Source organism: Burkholderia sp. JPY481, from assembly GCF_038900515.1.
Taxonomy (GTDB): Bacteria; Pseudomonadota; Gammaproteobacteria; order Burkholderiales; family Burkholderiaceae; genus Paraburkholderia; species Paraburkholderia youngii.
Map to the genome: position 1 here is coordinate 177750 of NZ_JAYMRT010000010.1, position 18094 is coordinate 195843.

At 62.0% G+C, this 18094-nt stretch carries 16 protein-coding genes; 9 read left to right on the forward strand and 7 right to left on the reverse strand.

The window, feature by feature from the left end; genetic code table 11:
- Positions 1 to 114 precede the first annotated feature (114 nt).
- The 6 genes from VSR82_RS23635 to VSR82_RS23660 all read left to right on the forward strand — a co-directional run bounded on the left by VSR82_RS23635 (position 115) and on the right by VSR82_RS23660 (position 6935).
- On the forward strand, positions 115 to 933 hold the full coding sequence (locus VSR82_RS23635) for a class II aldolase/adducin family protein (protein ID WP_498858108.1): 819 nt from the start codon (positions 115 to 117) through the stop codon (positions 931 to 933).
- 338 nt (positions 934 to 1271) lie between these two features.
- Positions 1272 to 2150, forward strand: a complete 879-nt coding sequence (locus VSR82_RS23640; protein WP_368581321.1) for an ATP-grasp fold amidoligase family protein — start codon at positions 1272 to 1274, stop codon at positions 2148 to 2150.
- Positions 2151 to 2436: 286 nt separating this feature from the next.
- Positions 2437 to 3963: a glycosyltransferase family 39 protein gene (locus tag VSR82_RS23645; RefSeq protein ID WP_498858109.1), complete on the forward strand. Its 1527-nt coding sequence runs from the start codon at positions 2437 to 2439 to the stop codon at positions 3961 to 3963.
- Positions 3960 to 5408 (forward strand): UbiA family prenyltransferase, encoded by a 1449-nt coding sequence (locus VSR82_RS23650; RefSeq protein ID WP_429463182.1) that lies wholly within the window; start codon positions 3960 to 3962, stop codon positions 5406 to 5408. The genes VSR82_RS23645 and VSR82_RS23650 overlap by 4 nt, the downstream gene beginning before the upstream one ends.
- A gap of 169 nt (positions 5409 to 5577) precedes the next feature.
- On the forward strand, positions 5578 to 5934 hold the full coding sequence (locus VSR82_RS23655; protein ID WP_368581318.1) for a SpoIIAA family protein: 357 nt from the start codon (positions 5578 to 5580) through the stop codon (positions 5932 to 5934).
- A gap of 101 nt (positions 5935 to 6035) precedes the next feature.
- Positions 6036 to 6935, forward strand: coding sequence for an NAD-dependent epimerase/dehydratase family protein (locus VSR82_RS23660; protein WP_368581317.1), 900 nt, complete (start codon positions 6036 to 6038; stop codon positions 6933 to 6935).
- Positions 6936 to 7047: 112 nt separating this feature from the next.
- Here the strand turns inward: VSR82_RS23660 and VSR82_RS23665 are convergent, their stop codons facing one another.
- The 5 genes from VSR82_RS23665 to VSR82_RS23685 all read right to left on the reverse strand — a co-directional run bounded on the left by VSR82_RS23665 (position 7048) and on the right by VSR82_RS23685 (position 12897).
- On the reverse strand, positions 7048 to 7266 hold the full coding sequence (locus tag VSR82_RS23665) for a hypervirulence associated TUDOR domain-containing protein (protein ID WP_429463179.1): 219 nt from the start codon (positions 7264 to 7266) through the stop codon (positions 7048 to 7050).
- A gap of 76 nt (positions 7267 to 7342) precedes the next feature.
- Complete coding sequence (locus VSR82_RS23670; RefSeq protein WP_429463177.1) at positions 7343 to 7984, reverse strand: peroxiredoxin; 642 nt, start codon at positions 7982 to 7984, stop codon at positions 7343 to 7345.
- 58 nt (positions 7985 to 8042) lie between these two features.
- Positions 8043 to 9251 (reverse strand): class I SAM-dependent methyltransferase, encoded by a 1209-nt coding sequence (locus tag VSR82_RS23675; protein WP_429463175.1) that lies wholly within the window; start codon positions 9249 to 9251, stop codon positions 8043 to 8045.
- A 65-nt stretch (positions 9252 to 9316) separates the two neighbouring features.
- Positions 9317 to 11050 carry an NADPH-dependent assimilatory sulfite reductase hemoprotein subunit gene (locus tag VSR82_RS23680; RefSeq protein WP_429463173.1) on the reverse strand — a complete coding sequence of 578 codons (1734 nt, stop codon included), beginning with the start codon at positions 11048 to 11050 and terminating at the stop codon, positions 9317 to 9319.
- 8 nt (positions 11051 to 11058) lie between these two features.
- On the reverse strand, positions 11059 to 12897 hold the full coding sequence (locus VSR82_RS23685; RefSeq protein ID WP_429463171.1) for an assimilatory sulfite reductase (NADPH) flavoprotein subunit: 1839 nt from the start codon (positions 12895 to 12897) through the stop codon (positions 11059 to 11061).
- A gap of 169 nt (positions 12898 to 13066) precedes the next feature.
- Here VSR82_RS23685 and VSR82_RS23690 point away from each other — a divergent pair, with 169 nt between their 5' ends.
- The gene (locus VSR82_RS23690) at positions 13067 to 14002 is read left to right on the forward strand and encodes a LysR family transcriptional regulator (protein ID WP_498858110.1); all 936 of its coding nucleotides are present in this window, start codon (positions 13067 to 13069) and stop codon (positions 14000 to 14002) included.
- A gap of 20 nt (positions 14003 to 14022) precedes the next feature.
- Here VSR82_RS23690 and VSR82_RS23695 read toward each other — a convergent pair whose 3' ends face one another.
- On the reverse strand, positions 14023 to 14160 hold the full coding sequence (locus tag VSR82_RS23695; protein ID WP_429463166.1) for a hypothetical protein: 138 nt from the start codon (positions 14158 to 14160) through the stop codon (positions 14023 to 14025).
- A 799-nt stretch (positions 14161 to 14959) separates the two neighbouring features.
- Here VSR82_RS23695 and VSR82_RS23700 point away from each other — a divergent pair.
- A complete protein-coding gene (locus VSR82_RS23700) occupies positions 14960 to 15427 on the forward strand; it encodes a CBS domain-containing protein (protein WP_368581309.1) in 468 nt (155 codons plus the stop codon).
- A 31-nt stretch (positions 15428 to 15458) separates the two neighbouring features.
- Positions 15459 to 17474 (forward strand): acyl CoA:acetate/3-ketoacid CoA transferase, encoded by a 2016-nt coding sequence (locus VSR82_RS23705; RefSeq protein ID WP_429463164.1) that lies wholly within the window; start codon positions 15459 to 15461, stop codon positions 17472 to 17474.
- A 44-nt stretch (positions 17475 to 17518) separates the two neighbouring features.
- Here VSR82_RS23705 and VSR82_RS23710 read toward each other — a convergent pair whose 3' ends face one another.
- On the reverse strand, positions 17519 to 18067 hold the full coding sequence (locus tag VSR82_RS23710) for a hypothetical protein (protein WP_429463161.1): 549 nt from the start codon (positions 18065 to 18067) through the stop codon (positions 17519 to 17521).
- Positions 18068 to 18094: the final 27 nt, after the last annotated feature.

Consider the following 18094-nt stretch of genomic DNA (forward strand, 5'->3'; position numbering starts at 1 on the left):
CTTCGTGGCGAGTGGTGCCGAAATCTCACACGACATTGCGCAAACCGCCATGGACGGCGGCACTTCTGGCGCACCAGAATAACAATGTCCCGTCTCTTTCATCGAGGGTGCCGCATGTGCTCGGTCGACTCCGACGATTATCAGATTCCCACTCCCATCGGCGGAGCGTTGCCGGTTCCGCGTGTCCATAAAGACCACGAGACCGAGCGGCGGCATCGCAAGCTCAAGCTCGCGGCGGCGTTCCGGCTGCTGGCGCGCTTCGGGCTGACCGAGGGCATCGCCGGTCATGTGACGATGCGCGATCCCGAGCATCACGACCGCTACTGGGTCAATCAATATGCGCAGCACTTTTCGACCATCCATCCCGACGATCTCATGTGCATCGACGACAAGGGCGCGGTGCACCACGGCAGTGGGCCGGTCAATGCGGCGGCGGTCGCGATTCATTGCGGGCTGCATCGCCAGAATCATGCGGCGGCGGCCGCCGTGCACACGCATACGACCTATGGCCGCGCGTTCGCCGCGCGCGAACGGCTGCTGGCGCCGATCAATCAGGAAGCGTGTCTGTTCTTCGAAAACCATGTGGTATTTCGCGCAGACATCGTCGTGCTCGCCACCGACGAGGGCGCGCGTATAGCGCAGACCATGGGCGAGTGCAAGGCCGCAATCCTATTGAATCACGGCCTGCTGACGGTGGGATCGAACGTGGATTCGGCCGTGTATCGCTTCATCGCCATGGAGCGGTGCGCGCAGGTGCAGTTGCTGGCAGAGGCGGCCGGCCCGCTCGAGCCGCTCAGCGCGGAAGAGGCACGCGCGACGCGCCGGCATCTGGCGTCAGACTACGTCGCCTGGCTCGGTTTTCAGGGCTTATTCAAGCAGATACTGCGCGAACACAGCGACCTCAACGACTACGCGCGCATGCTCGACATGTAGTCGTGATCAACGCGACGATACACGTGCGTACGGTACCTTCCACTTCGAGCGCTCATGACGCTCATTGCGAATACATCAGGAACAAGGTCAGCGGCCCATTACTTCTGATCATTGGCACCGAGCGCATTCGCGGCAGTATGCAAGCGATCACCGTATCAGCCGGCCTCGCTTTGTGAATATCAATATCTACTCCACGTGATGCGATATTTGTCGCGTCACCGCTCTTGACGTTGGCTTCTTGCCGAATGATCATAACCTCTGAGCCTGCATCGAACTTCTGTCAGTCGCAGCTTCAGAAATATTGATACCCGTGCGTAGTCATTGTTGGGAGACGTGCAATGACCTACCCGTCCCAATCCATTGTTCAATGGACGAAAGACAACGCGAAACAGCTTCTTCCCGATGCGGTTTTCCTCAGCTTGCTACATCGCAAGCGCATCGGGCGCTTCCCCAAACTTTTTCACCCCACAACCTACAACGAGAAAATCCTGCTACGTTGCTTGCGGCCGGACTCGCGATACAGCGCTTTGACCGACAAACTGACCGTGCGCGATTACGTCAGAGAAAAGATCGGTGAGAAATACCTCATCCCCATCATCTCCGCGCCCTCGGACTTTACGCAAAAGACGTTCGACATGTTGCCGAATTCCTTTGTCATGAAGGCGAACCATGGAAACAATTTTGTGGAAATCGTCCGGGACAAGTCGCAGCAGAGTTTCGAACATCTCCAGTGCCTCGCCAGCCAATGGCTCTCCACCAATTTCTACAGAAATGCGCGGGAACGGCACTACCGAGGAATTCAGCCACGCATTTACTTCGAGAGTCTGCTGCTCGACGAGCACGGCATGATTCCAGCCGACTACAAGGTTCACTGCTTTGCGAACGGATCGGGACGACCCGTGATGTATATCTTCGTCATCTCAGACCGTTTCGGAAGCAACACGCGCGGCGACACATACGACGCACAATGGAACCGTATCGACCTCGAGTTTGCTCCCTACCTTCGCAGCACGCGGCCGGCACCGCGACCGAACAATCTGGAGCTGTTGCTCGATACGGCGGCGCTTCTGTCCGAGGGTTTCGATTATGTTCGCGTCGACCTGTACGCACCATCTGACCGGGTGTTCTTCGGCGAACTCACTTTCACGCCGGGGGCTGGCGTAAGTCCCATGTTGCCCGATCGGGTCGATTATGAATGGGGACGTCTTCTGTCGTGAGGGTGTCTGCAGTGTGGTCGTGACGGCGTTCCTCTTCATCAGCCTGGCGGCCGACTGCGACTGCCAGGCCCATTAGCGGCACTCAGCTCTGTTAGTCGCTGGACGCGACCCGTTCACGGGTCAATTTCGCCGCGAGCGTCCTTCCTCCATCAAGCCTTTTTTACTCGATCGGCGCCATCGGTTGCCGGGTGGTCTGTCAGGTTCGCCCACCTCTTCCATAAGCTCATATTACAATGCCGGGCTAAAAACGCCGCCCGGTACGGTGGCACACAGACCAAAACGCTCAATGTCGACCCAGCTTTCGAATCCTCCGTCGCTCGCCTCGGCCTCCGACCAACCTGCCGCCGCAGGCATCGCATCACTCGGCTGGCTGCTCCCCTTCCACGCAGTCGTCTGGACGCTCGCCGCCTGGCTCGCGCGCGGCAATCTGGACATCCAGGGCGACATGGTCGAGACCTACGTCTGGGGCATCGAGTGGCAGGCCGGTTACGCCAAGCACCCGCCGCTTTCGTCGTGGGTCGCCGCGGCCTGGTTCAGCGTGTTCCCACATACCGATCTCGCCTATTTCGCGCTTTCGGCGGTGAACGTGCTGGTCGGCCTCGCCGGGATCGTCGCGCTCGCCGGGCGCTTCGTGCCGCGCCAGATCGCGATCTTCGCCGGGCTTGCGATGGCGGTATCGCCGCTTTACTCGAATCTCGCCATCAAATTCAATCCCAACTCGATCCTGTTGTCGGTCTGGCCGTGGACCGCCTACTTTTTCGTCCGCTACGTGCAGCCGGGCAGCCGCGTCGCGCGCGGCGGCGCGGCGCTCGGTCTCGGGGCCTGCGCGGCGCTTGCGGTGCTGGGCAAGTACTTCACGATCGTGCTGCTGCTCGGGCTGTTGCTGGCGTTGCTCGCACGCCCCGCATGGCGGGCGCGCCTCGTCAGCGTCGATTCGCTGCTCGCGGTGGCGGCGGGCGTCGCCGTGCTGGCCCCGCACGTGCACTGGATGATGGTCAATCATTTCCCGACGCTCGAGTATGCCGCGCAACGCACCGGCGGCACGCTTCTCGCCGCGGTCGGGCGCTTTGGCATCTACACGCTCGCGCAGATCGGCTACCTCGCGCTCAGTTTCGTTTTCGTGCTGTTGATGGTGCGCACGCGCGGGGCGGCGCGGCTGATGGCGCTGAGCGTCGTTCGGCCCGCGTCGCACCCGGATCTCTGGTGGCTCGCGCTGGGGCCGCTGTTCGCCGTGGGCGTGCTGTCCGTGATCGGCAAGACGCAGATGGCCTCGGTCTGGGGCATGGCGCAGTGGTTCGCGATCGTGCCGCTCTGGCTTGCCGTGCTCGCGCAAGCCCGCGTCGCGTTCGCGCCGCAGCGTGCGATACGCGCGATGGCGGTGTACTGGGCGCTGGTGCTCGCGGTGTCCGCCGTGGTCGGCTACACGGGGGCGCAGCGCAATACCGACGACGCGGCCGAGCCGCGCGCGGAACTCGCGGCAGCCGCGCAGGCGGTGTGGCACGAACACACCAGCCGGCCGCTGTCGATCGTGGCGGGCTCGACGCATGAGGCCGCTTCGATGGTGTTCTATGACGGCGGCCGCGCCCGCTTCTGGGATCTCGACTGGCCGGCAGCAACGCCTTGGGTTGCACCCGCCGATTTCACGCGCCAAGGCGCGCTGATCGTGTGCCGTGGCGACGACTCGGACTGCATCGCGACCGGATCGTCGCTAAGCCATGCCGCGCCGGTTGCGCTCGAGGTGGGCAAGACCGCATGGGGACGGGAGTTGCCCGCGCGTCCCTACCAGCTGTTCGTGATCGTGCCGCAGTCGTGAGCCATGCGCCGATCACGCCGGACCGCGGCCGGCCGCTCGTCGTCGATCTCGACGGCACGCTGTTGCGCTCCGACGTTCTGATCGAGTGCGCGCGGGCGTTTCTGAAGACTTCGCCGCTGCGCTGCTGGCAACTGCTGGTCTGGCTGCTGCGTGGCGGCAAAGCGGGCCTGAAGGCGCGGCTCGCGGCCGCCACGGATCTCGATGTCACCGGGCTGCCGTATGACGCGTCCCTGCTCGCGCAGTTGGCGGCGGAGCGTGCATCCGGCCGTGCGCTCGTGCTTGCGACCGCCACCCACCAGCGCTACGCGCAGGCCATCGCGGATCATCTGGGCTGCTTCGACGAGGTCCATGCGACCGACGGTAAGGTCAACCTGTCCGCGAGACGCAAGCGTGACCGTCTGATCGCCGCCTTCGGGGAGCGCGGCTTCGACTACGCGGGCAATTCGCGCGACGACGTGCCGGTCTTGGCCAGCGCCGCGCGCGCGTGGGTCGTGAACCCGGAGCGCGGCGTCGAGCGCGTGGCGCTCGCGCAGGGCAATGTCGATCGCGTGATCGAGACCCGGCCGGGGCGCCTGAAGGTGCTGGGCAGAGCGCTGCGCCTGCACCAGTGGCTCAAGAATCTGTTGATTTTCGTGCCGCTGCTCACCGCGCACCAATTCGGACAGCCGGCGACAACGCTCGCCGCGGGGCTCGCATTCGTCGCCTTCGGGCTGTGTGCGTCGAGCGTCTACCTGCTCAACGATCTGATCGATCTCGAGGACGACCGCCATCATCCTTCCAAGCGCAATCGGCCGCTCGCATCCGGCGCGTTACCGCTACGCAGGGGGGTTGCGTTGTGTCCGGTATTGCTGGCCGGCGGCGCGCTACTCGCATTCGGCTGCCTGCCGCTGCGCTTCGGGCTCGCACTGCTCGCCTACTACGCGCTCACGCTCGCGTACTCGCTTTACCTGAAGCGGCTGGTGATGGTCGACGTGGTGGTGCTTGCCGCGCTTTACACCGCGCGCATCGTGGCGGGTGCAGCCGCGATCGGGGCACATCTGAGCTTCTGGCTGCTCGCGTTCTCGATGGTCATGTTCCTGAGCCTCGCGCTGGTCAAGCGTTATGCGGAACTGCATGCATTGCAGGCGCGCGGGCTGACGAAAACACGCGGGCGCGGCTACCAGTCCGACGACCTGGCGCTGATTTCATCGCTCGGCGCCGCATCCGGCTATCTCGCGGTGCTGGTCCTCGCGCTCTATATCCAGGACCGCAACACCGCGCTGCTTTATCGTCACCCGCCGATGATCTGGCCGGTGTGCGCTATCCTGCTGTACTGGGTCAGCCGCATGTGGCTGATCGCCCATCGCGGACAGATGCACGACGATCCAGTGCTGTTTGCGGCGAAGGACCGCGCGAGCTGGCTCATGATCGCACTCTGCGCGGCGTGTTTCTGGATGGCGTTATAGAGCGGCGATCATGCGTCGGATGGTGCGCTTATCGGGGCCGCCCTCTGCCGTTCTGCAATACGCTCGCAACCTGACCGGGCGTGTGGAAAGCGGTACCATGAAAACACCATCGGACGCCAGGTTCATCTGTGCCTGAGCGTGTAACGTCTCCGTCGCCAGGGGTCCCGCCATGATCGTGTATCACACCGTAGCCGATTCACCGGTGATCGAAATATCCGTCGAAGGCAAAATCACCGACCACGAACTGCGCGAAGCCATCGAGCGCATGCGCGGCGATCTTGAACTGAACGGTAAGACCCGCGTGCTCGAACGTATCGAGCATTTCAGCGGCATCGAACCGAAGGCACTGTGGACCGACCTGACGCTCGGCGTCTCCGTCGCCCGCAAGGTCAAGCGCGCCGCCGTGGTAGCCGACGCGGGCTGGATTCACGCGTCGATGCATTTGGCGCGGTTCTTTACAAAGGCCGAAATCAAGGCGTTTCGCGTCAACGAGCTGGAACAGGCGCGGGCCTGGATCAACGCCTGAACGTCGTCTTCAGCCGGACGCATTGAGCAGAGACCGGTACTGCCGCATCAGCGACATGCAGTGCCATCCACACAAGAAGCACAACAGGAGAAGAGGAGCACATGACGAAGCGAGTGATTGTGACCGGCGGCAGCGGCCTGGCCGGAAAATGGGTCGTCCAGGACCTGGTCGAGCACGGCTACGAGGTGATGAATGTCGATCGCGTGCCGATGGCAACGCGCACCGCACGCACGTTGATTACGGACATCACCGATGCGGGCCAGGTATTCAATGCGCTGGCATCGAGCACGGCCCCGGGCGAATTCGCCAACGACCTCGAACCCAAGCCGATCGACGCGATCGTGCATTTCGCGGCGATCCCTCGCATCATGATCACGCCCGACAACGAGGTGTACCGGATCAACGTGATGGGCACGTACAACATCCTCGACGCAGCGTCGAAGCTTGGCATTCGCAAGGTTATCGTGGCATCGAGCGAAACCACCTACGGCATCGTGTTCGCGCACCGCGACCGCAGTCCGGAATACTTCCCGCTCGACGAGGAATATCCGGTGGACCCGATGGACAGCTACGCGACGTCGAAGGTGATCAACGAAGTGACGGCGAAGGCGTTTCACGCGCGCACCGGCTCCGACATTTACTGCTTCCGTATCGGCAATGTGCTCGAACCCAGCGACTACGCGAAGTTTCCGGAGTGGCTCAAAGATCCGGCACTGCGCAAGAGGATCGCGTGGAGCTATATCGACGGCCGCGATCTCGCGAGCGCGTGCCGGCTCGCCATCGAAAAGGACGGTCTCGGCTTTCAGGTCATGAACGTGGCGGCCGACGACGTATCGTCCGACGTGCCCACCGCGGAACTGCTCCGGCGCTACTACCCGGGCGTGCCGGTCAGAAAGCAACTCGGCGAGTTCGAGACTCTGCTCAGCAATGAGAAGCTCAAGCGCCTTGTTGGGTGGAAACAGCAACACTACTGGCGCGACGAAACGAAGAAGATCGCCTAGTAGGCATGGCGGGCCGGTGCCCGGCCGGCCCAATCATGCCGTGCGAGTCCTGATTGCCTACCTTGCAACGACGCTGAAGGGTGCAATGGCGCCGTTCTCGATCCCGCGCAGATCAGTGCTTGTGCACCTTCTCCAGACTGTCCGCGCGATGCACCGCATGCTGACCGCTTTTCTCGCTTTCGACCTCGTATCGGGGGTCATCCTTCGACGCACTGATAACCTGACCCTCCAGTTCCGTATCCCTGATGATCCTGCGGACGACCGTACCTGTCGTCACGCCTTGCGGGGTATTCCACGTGACGCGATCACCTGTTTTCGGTCGATGGGACATGATTGTGCTCTCCAGTGGTTGAACCCATAGGATCGCAGCATTCGTCGTTCCTGAGCCGGCTCGAGCGTCTCATCCGTTATTCGCCGGGTTGCGGCGTATAGCGCAGATACGGACGCTCCGCACGATAGCCCTTGGGAAATTTCTCTTTGATAACGGCTTCGTCCTGAAACGTGAGCGGAATGATCACCTCGTCGCCGCTCTTCCAGTTGCCAGGGGTGGCCACCTGATGTGCATCGCTTAGCTGCAACGCGTCGATGACCCGCAGAATCTCGTCGAAGTTACGGCCGATGCTGAGCGGATAGGTCAGCGTCAGCCGCAGGGTCTTCTTCGGATCGATGATGAAGACCGCGCGCACCGTAGCCGTTCCCGACTGGTTCGGATGGATCATGCCGTATAGCGCGGCGACCTTTTTGTCCTTGTCGGCGATGATCGGAAATCCGACCACGGTTTTCTGCGTCTCCTCGATATCTTTCGTCCATGCCTTGTGCGATGTGACGTCATCGACTGAAAGGGCGATCGCCTTGACGTTGCGCTTCTCGAACTCGGGCTGCAATTTCCCCGTCAGACCGAGTTCCGTCGTGCACACGGGTGTGAAGTCCGCGGGATGGGAAAACAGAACGACCCATGCATCGCCGGCCCACTCGTGGAAGCGGATCCGCCCAATTGACGTGTCCTGCTCGAAGTCAGGCGCGGTATCGCCCAGACGAAGACTACTCATGATGTTGACCTCTCAGGTTAGATCGCCCCACGGAGAATTCGTGGAGTCGCGGAATGAATCAGTTCGGCGCGTAGATATAGCGGCGTGACCACGGAAGCTTGCTGGCACGGATGCCCGCCTTGCGCGCGACGATCTGGTAAATGGCCACTTCGTCGTTCTCGAATGCGTGAGCGCAGCCCGCGAGATAGAGACGCCAGATCCGGAATGTCTTTTCGTCGACCAGTTCGCGCAGCTTCGCTGCGTTCGCCTCGTAATTCGCGCTCCACAGCCGCAGGGTTTGCGCATAGTGCTTGCGAAGGTTCTCTACGTCGAACGCTTCGAGACCGCCCTCCTGCATCGACTTCAACGTGAGGCTCAGATGAGGCAACTCGCCATCGGGAAACACGTACTTATCGATAAAGACGCCGCCGTACGGCGTCTCGCCGCTTTCCGCATCGGTCGACGTGATGCCGTGATTCATCAACACGCCGTCTTCGGCGAGAAGTCCTTCCACGTGCGCGAAGTATTCGGCAAGATTCTGGCGCCCCACATGTTCGAACACGCCGACGCTGGTGATCCGATCGAAGCGTCCGGATACATCGCGGTAGTCCTGCAAGCGGATTTCGATGCGATCCGTCAGACCTCGTGCTTTCACGAGTTCAGTTGCCCACTCGAAGTGGTTTTTCGACAGCGTGATGCCGACACACCGCGCGCCGAATTTACGCGCGGCGCGAATCACGAGCGCACCCCATCCGCAGCCGATGTCGAGCAATGTCTGCCCGGGCTTCAGCTGGATTTTCGCGAGGATGTGGTCGATCTTCTTTTGCTGGGCGGTGGCCAGGTCCTCGTCGCCATTCTCGAAGTACGCACACGAGTAGACCATGCGGCGGTCCAGCCACAGCCGGTAGAAATCGTTCGACACATCGTAGTGGTGGTGGATCGCGCGCAGGTCGGACGCGTTCGAATGAGTCAGATGTCGCGCGAGGCGGTGCAACCGGCCCTGCGCCTCCGGCGAAGCCATCGCGAGCGCATAGCCGATATCGACGATGTCGGTCAGGTCCCCTTCGAGATCGATCTTTCCCTGGACGTAGGCTTCTCCCAGCGTGTCCAGCCGCGGCGACAGCAGCAGTCGCGTGACTGCCGCGGTTTTCGCGTGCAGCGTGACGGCTGGCTGCCTGAATACGCCAAGATCATGCGACTGGCCATTCCAGAGCGAAACGCGTGCTGGCAAATTCCTGTGCTCGCGAAGATCGGCCGCCCACGAGGCCAGCTTTCTTTCCCAAAACATCCAATTCTCCTTCATGGACCGCAAGTAAAGCGACATCGTCGAAGCAGACCGTGCAATACGCTGGATCAACGGTTGAAATCGCGGCCCGAGGTCACGGCATCGACATAACCCGCGCGAATGACGAAGTCACCGAAGTGCTCATGCTCGACGCGTTCGCTGGCGAAATGGCCGAGCGTCGTGTCGAGCGACTCGAGGATCGTCTGTTCGCCGACGTTCTCGCGATACAGGCGATTGAGTCTTTCCCCGTGAAAGCCGCCACCCAGATAAAGGTTGTACTTGCCGGGCGCGCGTCCCGACAGTCCGATCTCTGCGATATAGGGCCGCGAGCAACCGTTCGGGCAGCCGCTCATGCGCATCGTGATCGGCACATCCGCCAGCCCGTGCTTTTCGAGCAAGGCTTCGATCTTCGTCACGAGAGACGGCAGGTAGCGCTCGCTTTCGGCCATCGCCAGACCACATGTCGGCATCGCGACGCAGGCCATCGAGTTCAGGCGCAACGCGCTGTCACGAACGTGAGCGAGCAGGCCGTGTTCTTCGGCGAGCCGCTCGATTTGCTCGCGGTTCGCGTCGGGCACCTGAGCAATCACGATGTTCTGATTAGGCGTCAGGCGAAACGTGCCGACGTGCACGCGCGCGATTGCACGCAAACCGTCGAGCAGCGCATGGTCCGGCCTGTTGCTCAGGCGGCCGTTCTCGATGAACAGCGTCAGGTGATGCGCGCCGTCGTCGCCCGTCTGCCAGCCGAGTGCGTCGCCGTTCGTCGTAAAGGCAAACTGGTGCGCTTCTCCGAGTGCGAAGCCCAGCCGCCGTTCGATCTCGGCTTTGACCCAGTCGAGACCGAGATCGTCGATCGTGTACTTGAAGCGCGCGTGCGCGCGTTCCTTGCGGTCGCCGTAATCGCGCTGAACGCTCATCACGGCTTCGCAGGTGGCAAGCACCTGATCCGGCGCGACGAAGCCGATCACGTCGGCGAGCCGCGGATAGGTCGCCGCCGATTGATCGCTGCGTCCCATTCCGCCGCCGATCGCCACGTTGAATCCCTTCAGTTCGCCGTGCTCGGCAATGGCGACAAAACCGAGGTCCTGTGTGTAGACATCGATGTCGTTGACCGGTGGAACCGCGAAGCCAATCTTGAACTTGCGCGGCATATAGGTCTTGCCGTAGAACGGCTCCTCGGGCTCCGGGCCCTCGATGCGTGTCTCGCCATACCAGGTCTCGTGATAAGCGCGCATGCGTGGAATCGCCTGGTCGCTGGCGCGGCGTGCGAGATCATAGACAGCGGCATGGAGTGACGACAGATGCGGATTGATCGAGCACATCACACCGCGGGCGTCGTCGCCGCAGGCAGAGATCGTATCGAGCTGCACTTCGCGCAGGCCCTGAATGAGAGGTCGCAGGTCGTCTTTGAGCACCCAATGGAATTGGACCGTTTGCCGCGTCGTCAGCCGCAGTGTTTCGCCGCCGTTCTCGCGCGCGAGTTGGTCGAGTTTGAGCCATTGCGCAGGCGTGCAGACGCCGCCTGGCATTCGCACGCGAATCATGAACTGAAACGCCGGTTCCAGCTTTTGCCGCCGGCGCTCGTCGCGCAGATCGCGGTCGTCCTGCTGATAAATGCCGTGGAATTTCATCAGCTTCGTGTCGGTATCGGCTACGGCGCCCGTCAACGGATCGGCCAGGCTTGCGCCGATCGTGCCGCGCAACTGGTCGCTCGCGGCCTTCAGACGTTCGTCCGCGCTCAAGCGTTCGACGGGCTGTGACAGGTCGCGGCTGCGATCCGGTTCGGTATGTGGGGTGGTCATCATCTCGCTCAGTAGACGTCGCGCTGGTAGCGCCCGTCGCGTTGAAGCTGTTGAAGGTACGCTTGCGCGCATTCGGTATCGAGCGCGCCCTCGCTGCCGATGATCTCGATAAGCGTGTGATGGACATCGGGCGCGAGGCGGCTTGCATCGCCGCAGACGTATAGGTGCGCGCCTTCTTCCAGCCACGCGAAGAGGTCGTGGCCCTGCGCCTGCATCCGGTGCTGCACGTAGGTCTTCCCTTCGCCGTTGATGCGCCGGTCGCGCGAGAAGGCAACGTCCATCCGGGTCAGCGCGTTGTCTTTCAGCAGCCGTTGCCACTCTGTCTGGTAGAGAAAGTCGGTGCGGAAATTGCGTTCGCCGAAGAAAAGCCACGACCGTCCGTGGGCCCCGCGAGCTTCGCGTTCCTGCATGAAGGCGCGAAACGGCGCAATGCCGGTGCCGGCGCCGATCATGATGATCGGCACGTCGCCTCCGGGCAGCCGGAAGTTCGAATTCCGGTGTACGTACACAGGCAATTGAGCATCGAGCTCGATGCGCTCGGACAATTGACCCGACGCTACGCCTGCGCGCGGTTCGCCGTGCAGTTCGTAGCGCAGCGCCGAAACGGTCAGGTGCACTTCATCGGGTGCCGCGGCGAGGCTCGATGCAATCGAATAGAGCCGCGGCTGCAACGGTCTTAGCGCGGCGAGGAAGTGCTGCGCGTCGATACCCTTGACGGGAAACCGCCGTAACACGTCGATGATGTGGTGGCCGCGCATGTACGCGGTTCGCTCGCCAGCATGCGCGTTGTCGACGAGACGTTCGAGTTCTGCCGCGCCGGAAAGCCGTGCCCAATGCTCGAGAAAGCGCGGCGTGAGTGCAGTGACTTCGAAGCCCGCGCCGAGCGCATCGCCGAGTGTGGTGTCGTTGCCCTTCACATCGACCGCTTGCGAGGCATCGAGATCGAGTTCCTGCAGTACCGCGCGTACCACGGAAGGATCATTCGTCGGCACCACGCCCAATGCGTCGCCCGGTTCGAAGCTGAGCCCCGAGCCTTCGAGCGACAGTTCGATATGCCGGGTTTCCTTCGATGATCCACGCCCCGTCAGCGCGATGTTTTCAATGACGCGGGCGTGAAACGGATGTTGCCTGTCGATGGCCGCCCGCCGTTGCGCCACAGCGCCTGCGGGCGCGCGCGGTTCGGCGCTGAGCGGATGACCGCCTGCGGATAAATTACTGCCCAGAAGCGCAAGGGTCTGCTCGATCCAGGCGTTCGCCGGTTGTTCGTAATCGACGTCACAATCGACTCTCTGCGCGAGGCGCTCGGCGCCGAGGTCCTCGAAACGGCGGTCGAGCCGCTTGCCCGCCTCGCAATAGTGTTCATACGTCGAGTCGCCCAACGCAAGCACGGCAAAACGCACGCCGTTCAGCTTCGGCGCCTTGCGTCCTTCGACGAACTCGAAGAAGTCGGTGGCCGATTGCGGCGGATCGCCCTCGCCATAAGTGCTCGCGACGACGAGGACATCCTGCTCGTCCTTCAACTGACGAACCTTGTAGCTCGCCATGTCATGCAGCGACGCGACGAGACCGCGTTGCGCCGCCTGCTCCGCGAGCGTGCGGGCGAGCGCCGCGCTGTTGCCGGTTTCGCTGCCGTAGAGCACGGTGAGCCGGCGTGCCGAAGTGCCGCCGAGGCGGGCTTCAGCAGCCGGTGCACTCGCTTCGGCTCGGAGTGTGTTGGCTTGGTCGAACCCCGCGAGATATCCGCTGACCCAGACGAGTTGCCGGGAGTCGAGCGAGGTCGTGAGGGCCTTGATGTGTTCCCACTGGACCTCGGTCAGCCCCGGGTCCCGAAATTCCGCAACAGCCATCTCTCTATCGACTCCAGACGTACGCTGCCCCCGGGTGTCCGCGTGAGCGTGTCGCGCGGACCTCGACAGGTCAGCTTGGTGATGAACCAACAGTCATTTTCCGCCACCGGTTATCCGCACGCAAATGGATTATCATTGCAATTGAATGCAAAAATTTTGATATGAAACGATGGATATCACACTGGCCCGCACCTTTCTCGAAGTCTCGGCAAGTGGCAGCTTCATATCGGCCGCGGAGCGTTTGCACCTGACGCAGACGGCGGTGAGCGCGCGCATCCGCACCCTGGAGGAACAGCTGGGACGCCGCCTGTTCGTGCGCAACAAGGCTGGCGCCCGTCTGACGACGGCAGGGGAACGCTTCGTCCGGCATGCAACGACCCTCGTGCAGGTGTGGGAACAAGCTCGTCAGCATGTGGCGCTCCCGCCCGGACGCGAAGAGGGTGTCAGTCTGGGCGGCGAACTCAGCCTGTGGCATCCGCTGCTCGCCGACTGGCTCATCTGGATGCATCGCGAATGCCCGCAGATCGCACTGCGCGCGGAGGTGGACAGCCCGATGCGCTTGCTCGACCGCGTGCATGAAGGCTCGCTCGACATTGCCGTTCTTTACAACCCTCCGCAACGTCCCGACCTGGTTTCGGAACTGCTCGTCGAAGAAAAGCTGGTGATGGTGACGAGCGCGCCAGATGGCGCGATGGACCCCGCCCAGTATGTCTATGTCGACTGGGGGCCGAGCTTTCAGGCAAACCATCAGGCGGCCTTCCCTGAACTCGGTAGTCCACCTGTGTCCATTTCGCTCGGACCGTTGGCGCTGACTTATCTGCTGTCAGTTGGCGGATCGGGCTACTTTCGCATCGGCACCGCCGAGCCGTTCTTGCGGGACGGCCGTCTGCGCCTCGTCACGGGCGCGCCGGAATTCTCATGGTCCGCCTACGTGGTGTACGCGAGACGCCAGGAAGGCAACGTTATCGACCGGGTCCGGCAGGGGCTGCGGGCCGTCGCCACTGTATTTGACGAACCGCGCGCGGACCACGAGGTGGGCTCACGGCCGACCGTTCGCGGTAGCAGGCGGCGGACGGATCGGGGCGAATCCGTGTCACAGCGGTGACGACCGAATTGGTCGGACTATCATCGGGCGGAGCCGACCGTTATGAGCAGCGTGACGTCTTGCGGCATGTCCACCGGGTCCGGCCCGGCCACACCCGCCGGCAAATGAAACGTGCCGCCGTAGTGAATCTTATGTGAGCCGGCAGGTAGATCATTCATGACGCTCTCCAACCGTATTTGTGCTTCTTAACTGGGAACCATCGACTCGGTCGATGGCAACGTTGAAAAGCCACTCGGATTTGCAAACCTGATCAGCCACGAAAGACAACTTCTCTAATCGCAATATCGAGCGAAAGTCTGCGAAGCTATTTGCGGTCGATCATTCGCATAAACCGAAAGGCAATAGAGGTCGCATCGACATTCACCTGAGCGGGCGAATGTGAAAAATGGGCGCACGTTGATCGCGCGGAGTCACGTATTTGCTGTGACGCAAATCATCGGCGACCGGAACCAACATATAGGGAGGACTACCTGGTCACTGAGCCAACGCAATGAGCTGAGTGGTGGCAGATGCGTGCAGAAGTTTTGCACGGAAGTCTGCTCGTGGTGACTTCATGAGTCATGCAACGCCAATAAGATTTGCATTGCATGACGTCGTTATAGCAGCGGTGAAAACTACTACAAGGCGATAAATCAGCCGGGATAAGACTTCGGTTAGACGCCACGAGCCATGCAAGAGGGCACCGGCTCAATTCAGCCGATCGTCATGGACGCCCGAGCGCAATCCGCTGCGCCGCAGGCTCGCGTGTGGCACGCAGCACCGCTCGTTCTTGTCAACCGCACTCTTCCACATAAGCCGGAACAGAAAATGTTCGTTCGACACAGATCAAGCGACCTACACTGCAATTCAACGAAGACAAAAAAGATCGCCAGATCTGGCTGGACCCGAACGATCGTGTTCCGATTTCGCTTTGATCAGGCGGAGTCCGTACATGCTCCCCTTTCTGTGGAGGCGCTCATGAAAAAGGAGAGGAAGACAGCACGGCAAATTCTGTCCGGGAACCCGCGGGAGTTGGTTTCGGTCGGCCCCGACGACACGGTGCTCAGCGCGCTCCAGCTGATGGCCGACAAGGATGTGACGACGGTGCTGGTGCTGCAGGGCAGCAATCTGGTCGGCGTGCTGTCCCAGCGGGACTACGCGCGCAAAGTCGACGTGCTCGGCCGCAACGCCGCCAACACCCGCGTTGGCGACATCATGACCACTCAGGTGTTTTATGTGACGCCCGAACATACCTGCGATCAATGCCTCGCATCGATGCACACGAAGCGGATCCGGCACCTGCCTGTTATCGAATCCGGGCGCGTCATCGGCGTGCTTTCCGACAGTGACGTGCTGGAGGAACTCCTGCAGGAGGACGAGCATTTCATCCGTGTTCTCGAGGACGACATGCTCCATCTGACCATCGATACCGGCGGCGCCTATTAGACAGTCGCGCTCGAATCAGACGAGGTGAAACGTGAGCACGCAATCAACCGCGGGGACGCCTGCACCGGCCATCCTGTCCCGCTCGTCCGGCAAAGTGGCGTCCGCACGCGATGCCGTGCGCCTGATCCGCGCCGGCGATACGGTCGCCACAGGTGGCTTCGTCGGCATCGGCTTCGCCGAAGACATCGCTATTGCCATCGAGGAACTCTGTACGACGCGTGACGAGGATGCGTTAATCACCCTCCCAAAGCCACGCGACCTGACGCTGGTCTATGCTGCCGGTCAAGGAGACGGCAAGGACCGAGGACTGAACCACCTGGCGACGCCGGGGCTCGTCAAGCGCGTCATCGGCGGACACTGGGGTCTCGTGCCGAAGCTGCAGCGGCTTGCGGTAAATAATCAGATCGAAGCCTATAACCTGCCGCAGGGCGTGATCAGTCACCTGTTTCGCGATATTGCGGCCGGAAAACCCGGCCATCTGTCACGTGTCGGCCTCGGCACCTTCGTCGATCCGCGCTTCGGTGGCGGCAAGCTGAACGAACGCACCACCGAAAACCTGGTCGAGTTGATGCAGATCGGCAACGACGAATATCTGTTCTACAAGTCCTTCCCGATCAACGTCGCGATCGTGCGCGGCACCACCGCCGATCCCGACGGCAATGTGACGATGGAGCGCGAAGCGCTGACCCTGGAGGCGCTGGCGATCGCCATGGCCGCGCACAACTGCCACGGTCTGGTGATCGTCCAGGTGGAGCGCATCGCCGAAAGCGGCTCGCTCAATCCGCGACAGGTCAAGATACCCGGCGTGCTGGTCGATTGCGTCGTGCTGGCGCCGCCTGAGAATCATCAGCAGACTTTTGCCACACCGTACAGCGCGGCGTTCGCCGGCGAGATCCGGGTGCCCACGAGCAGCATGGCGCCGATGTCGATGAGCGAGCGCAAGGTGATCGCGCGGCGCGCGGCAATGGAACTCCAGCCGAACAGCGTGGTGAATCTCGGAATCGGCATGCCCGAGGGCATCGCCAGCGTCGCCAACGAGGAAAGAATTCTCGACCTGCTGACGCTGACCACCGAGCCCGGCGTGATCGGCGGCATTCCGGCGGGAGGCTTGAACTTCGGCGCGGCGACCAATCCGCAGGCGATCATCGATCAGCCCGCACAGTTCGATTTCTATGACGGCGGCGGGCTCGACGTCGCGTTTCTCGGCCTCGCGCAGGCCGATCGGATGGGAAACCTCAACGTGTCGAGATTCGGGCCGCGCCTGGCCGGTGCCGGAGGCTTCATCAACATCAGCCAGAATGCCAGGAAAGTCGTGTTTGTCGGCACGTTCATGGCGGGCCAAAGCCAGATTTCAGTCGTCGACGGCAAGCTGCATATTCACCGTGACGGCACGGCCAGGAAGTTCATCGACGAAGTCGAGCACCGCACGTTTTCTGGCCCGTATGCGGCGGCGGCGGGGCAACCGGTCCTCTACATCACCGAGCGTTGCGTGTTCGAACTGTGCGCCGAGGGTATGGAACTCATCGAGATCGCACCTGGTGTCGATCTGGAGCGCGATATTCTGGCCAGGATGGACTTCGCACCGATCCTGCGTTCGCCGAAGCAGATGGACGAGCGGATCTTCCTGCCGGAACCGATGGGCCTGCGCTCGAATGTTTTGCGGCTGCCGCTGGAAGCGCGCTTCATCTACGACGACGACAAGAACATCATGTTCCTCAATTTCTCGCGTCTCGAGGTGAAGCGTCCCGACGACATCGCCGCGATCCGAACTCAGGTATGCCGGATCTGCGAACCCCTGGACCACAAGGTTTATGCGGTGGTGAACTACGAGGGTTTCGTGCTGGACCCCGCGCTGGAAGACGCGTATGTCGAAATGGTCGAGGATATGGTGCAGCGCTACTATCTCGGCGTGACGCGCTTTACCACCAGCGCTTTCATGCGCGCCAAACTGGGTGACGCACTGACGCGGCGCGGGCTGTCACCTTATGTCTATGAGACGGAGGCGGAGGCGCAGGCCTTCCTGCGCGAGCAGTCGCCGGACCGCTAGCGAAGCTGAAATCGCCACGAGTGATGTCATCGAGCCGGCAGCCGTCACATCGGCTTGTTGTCGCCACCCTGCAAGTGGAGCGGGTCCGGACTCTTCTGGGTTGAGCGCAACACGCCGGTGTCGTCGAAATAGAAGTTAAACAGCAGGTACCACAGGTTGTCTTCCAGATAGCGATAGCTCCAGACCTCGCGTTTCAACATTGGAAAGTATGTCGTTTCCTCCGGGCGGCCGAAGTTGATCAGAACGTCATTCTTCGTCCACTGGTCAGGCTCCGCGCGGTAAAACTCGTTCGGCTGCAGCACTTGCCGGACGCGGATCACTTTGCCGGTCGGGTCGATGTCCGCGGCGACGGTGACTTCCCCCATGGGCTGCGTCGGCCACATTAGCCGCCTGGAACCGTCGGGCAGGTTGTAGACCTCGCGCGGCTGCCCCATTCTGGCGACCACGGCCGATTCCGGTTCGCCCGCATGGAACGCTTCCCACGGCTGCGCGCAGGCCCCGAGCGCGAATACCGCTGCGCAGAGCAGCGCGGCGCGTCTGTGACAGGCACGACCGGATACCGATCGGGATGAGTTCGATCGCCGGAATGTCATGTGCGACCCTACCCGCCAAGCTCCGGA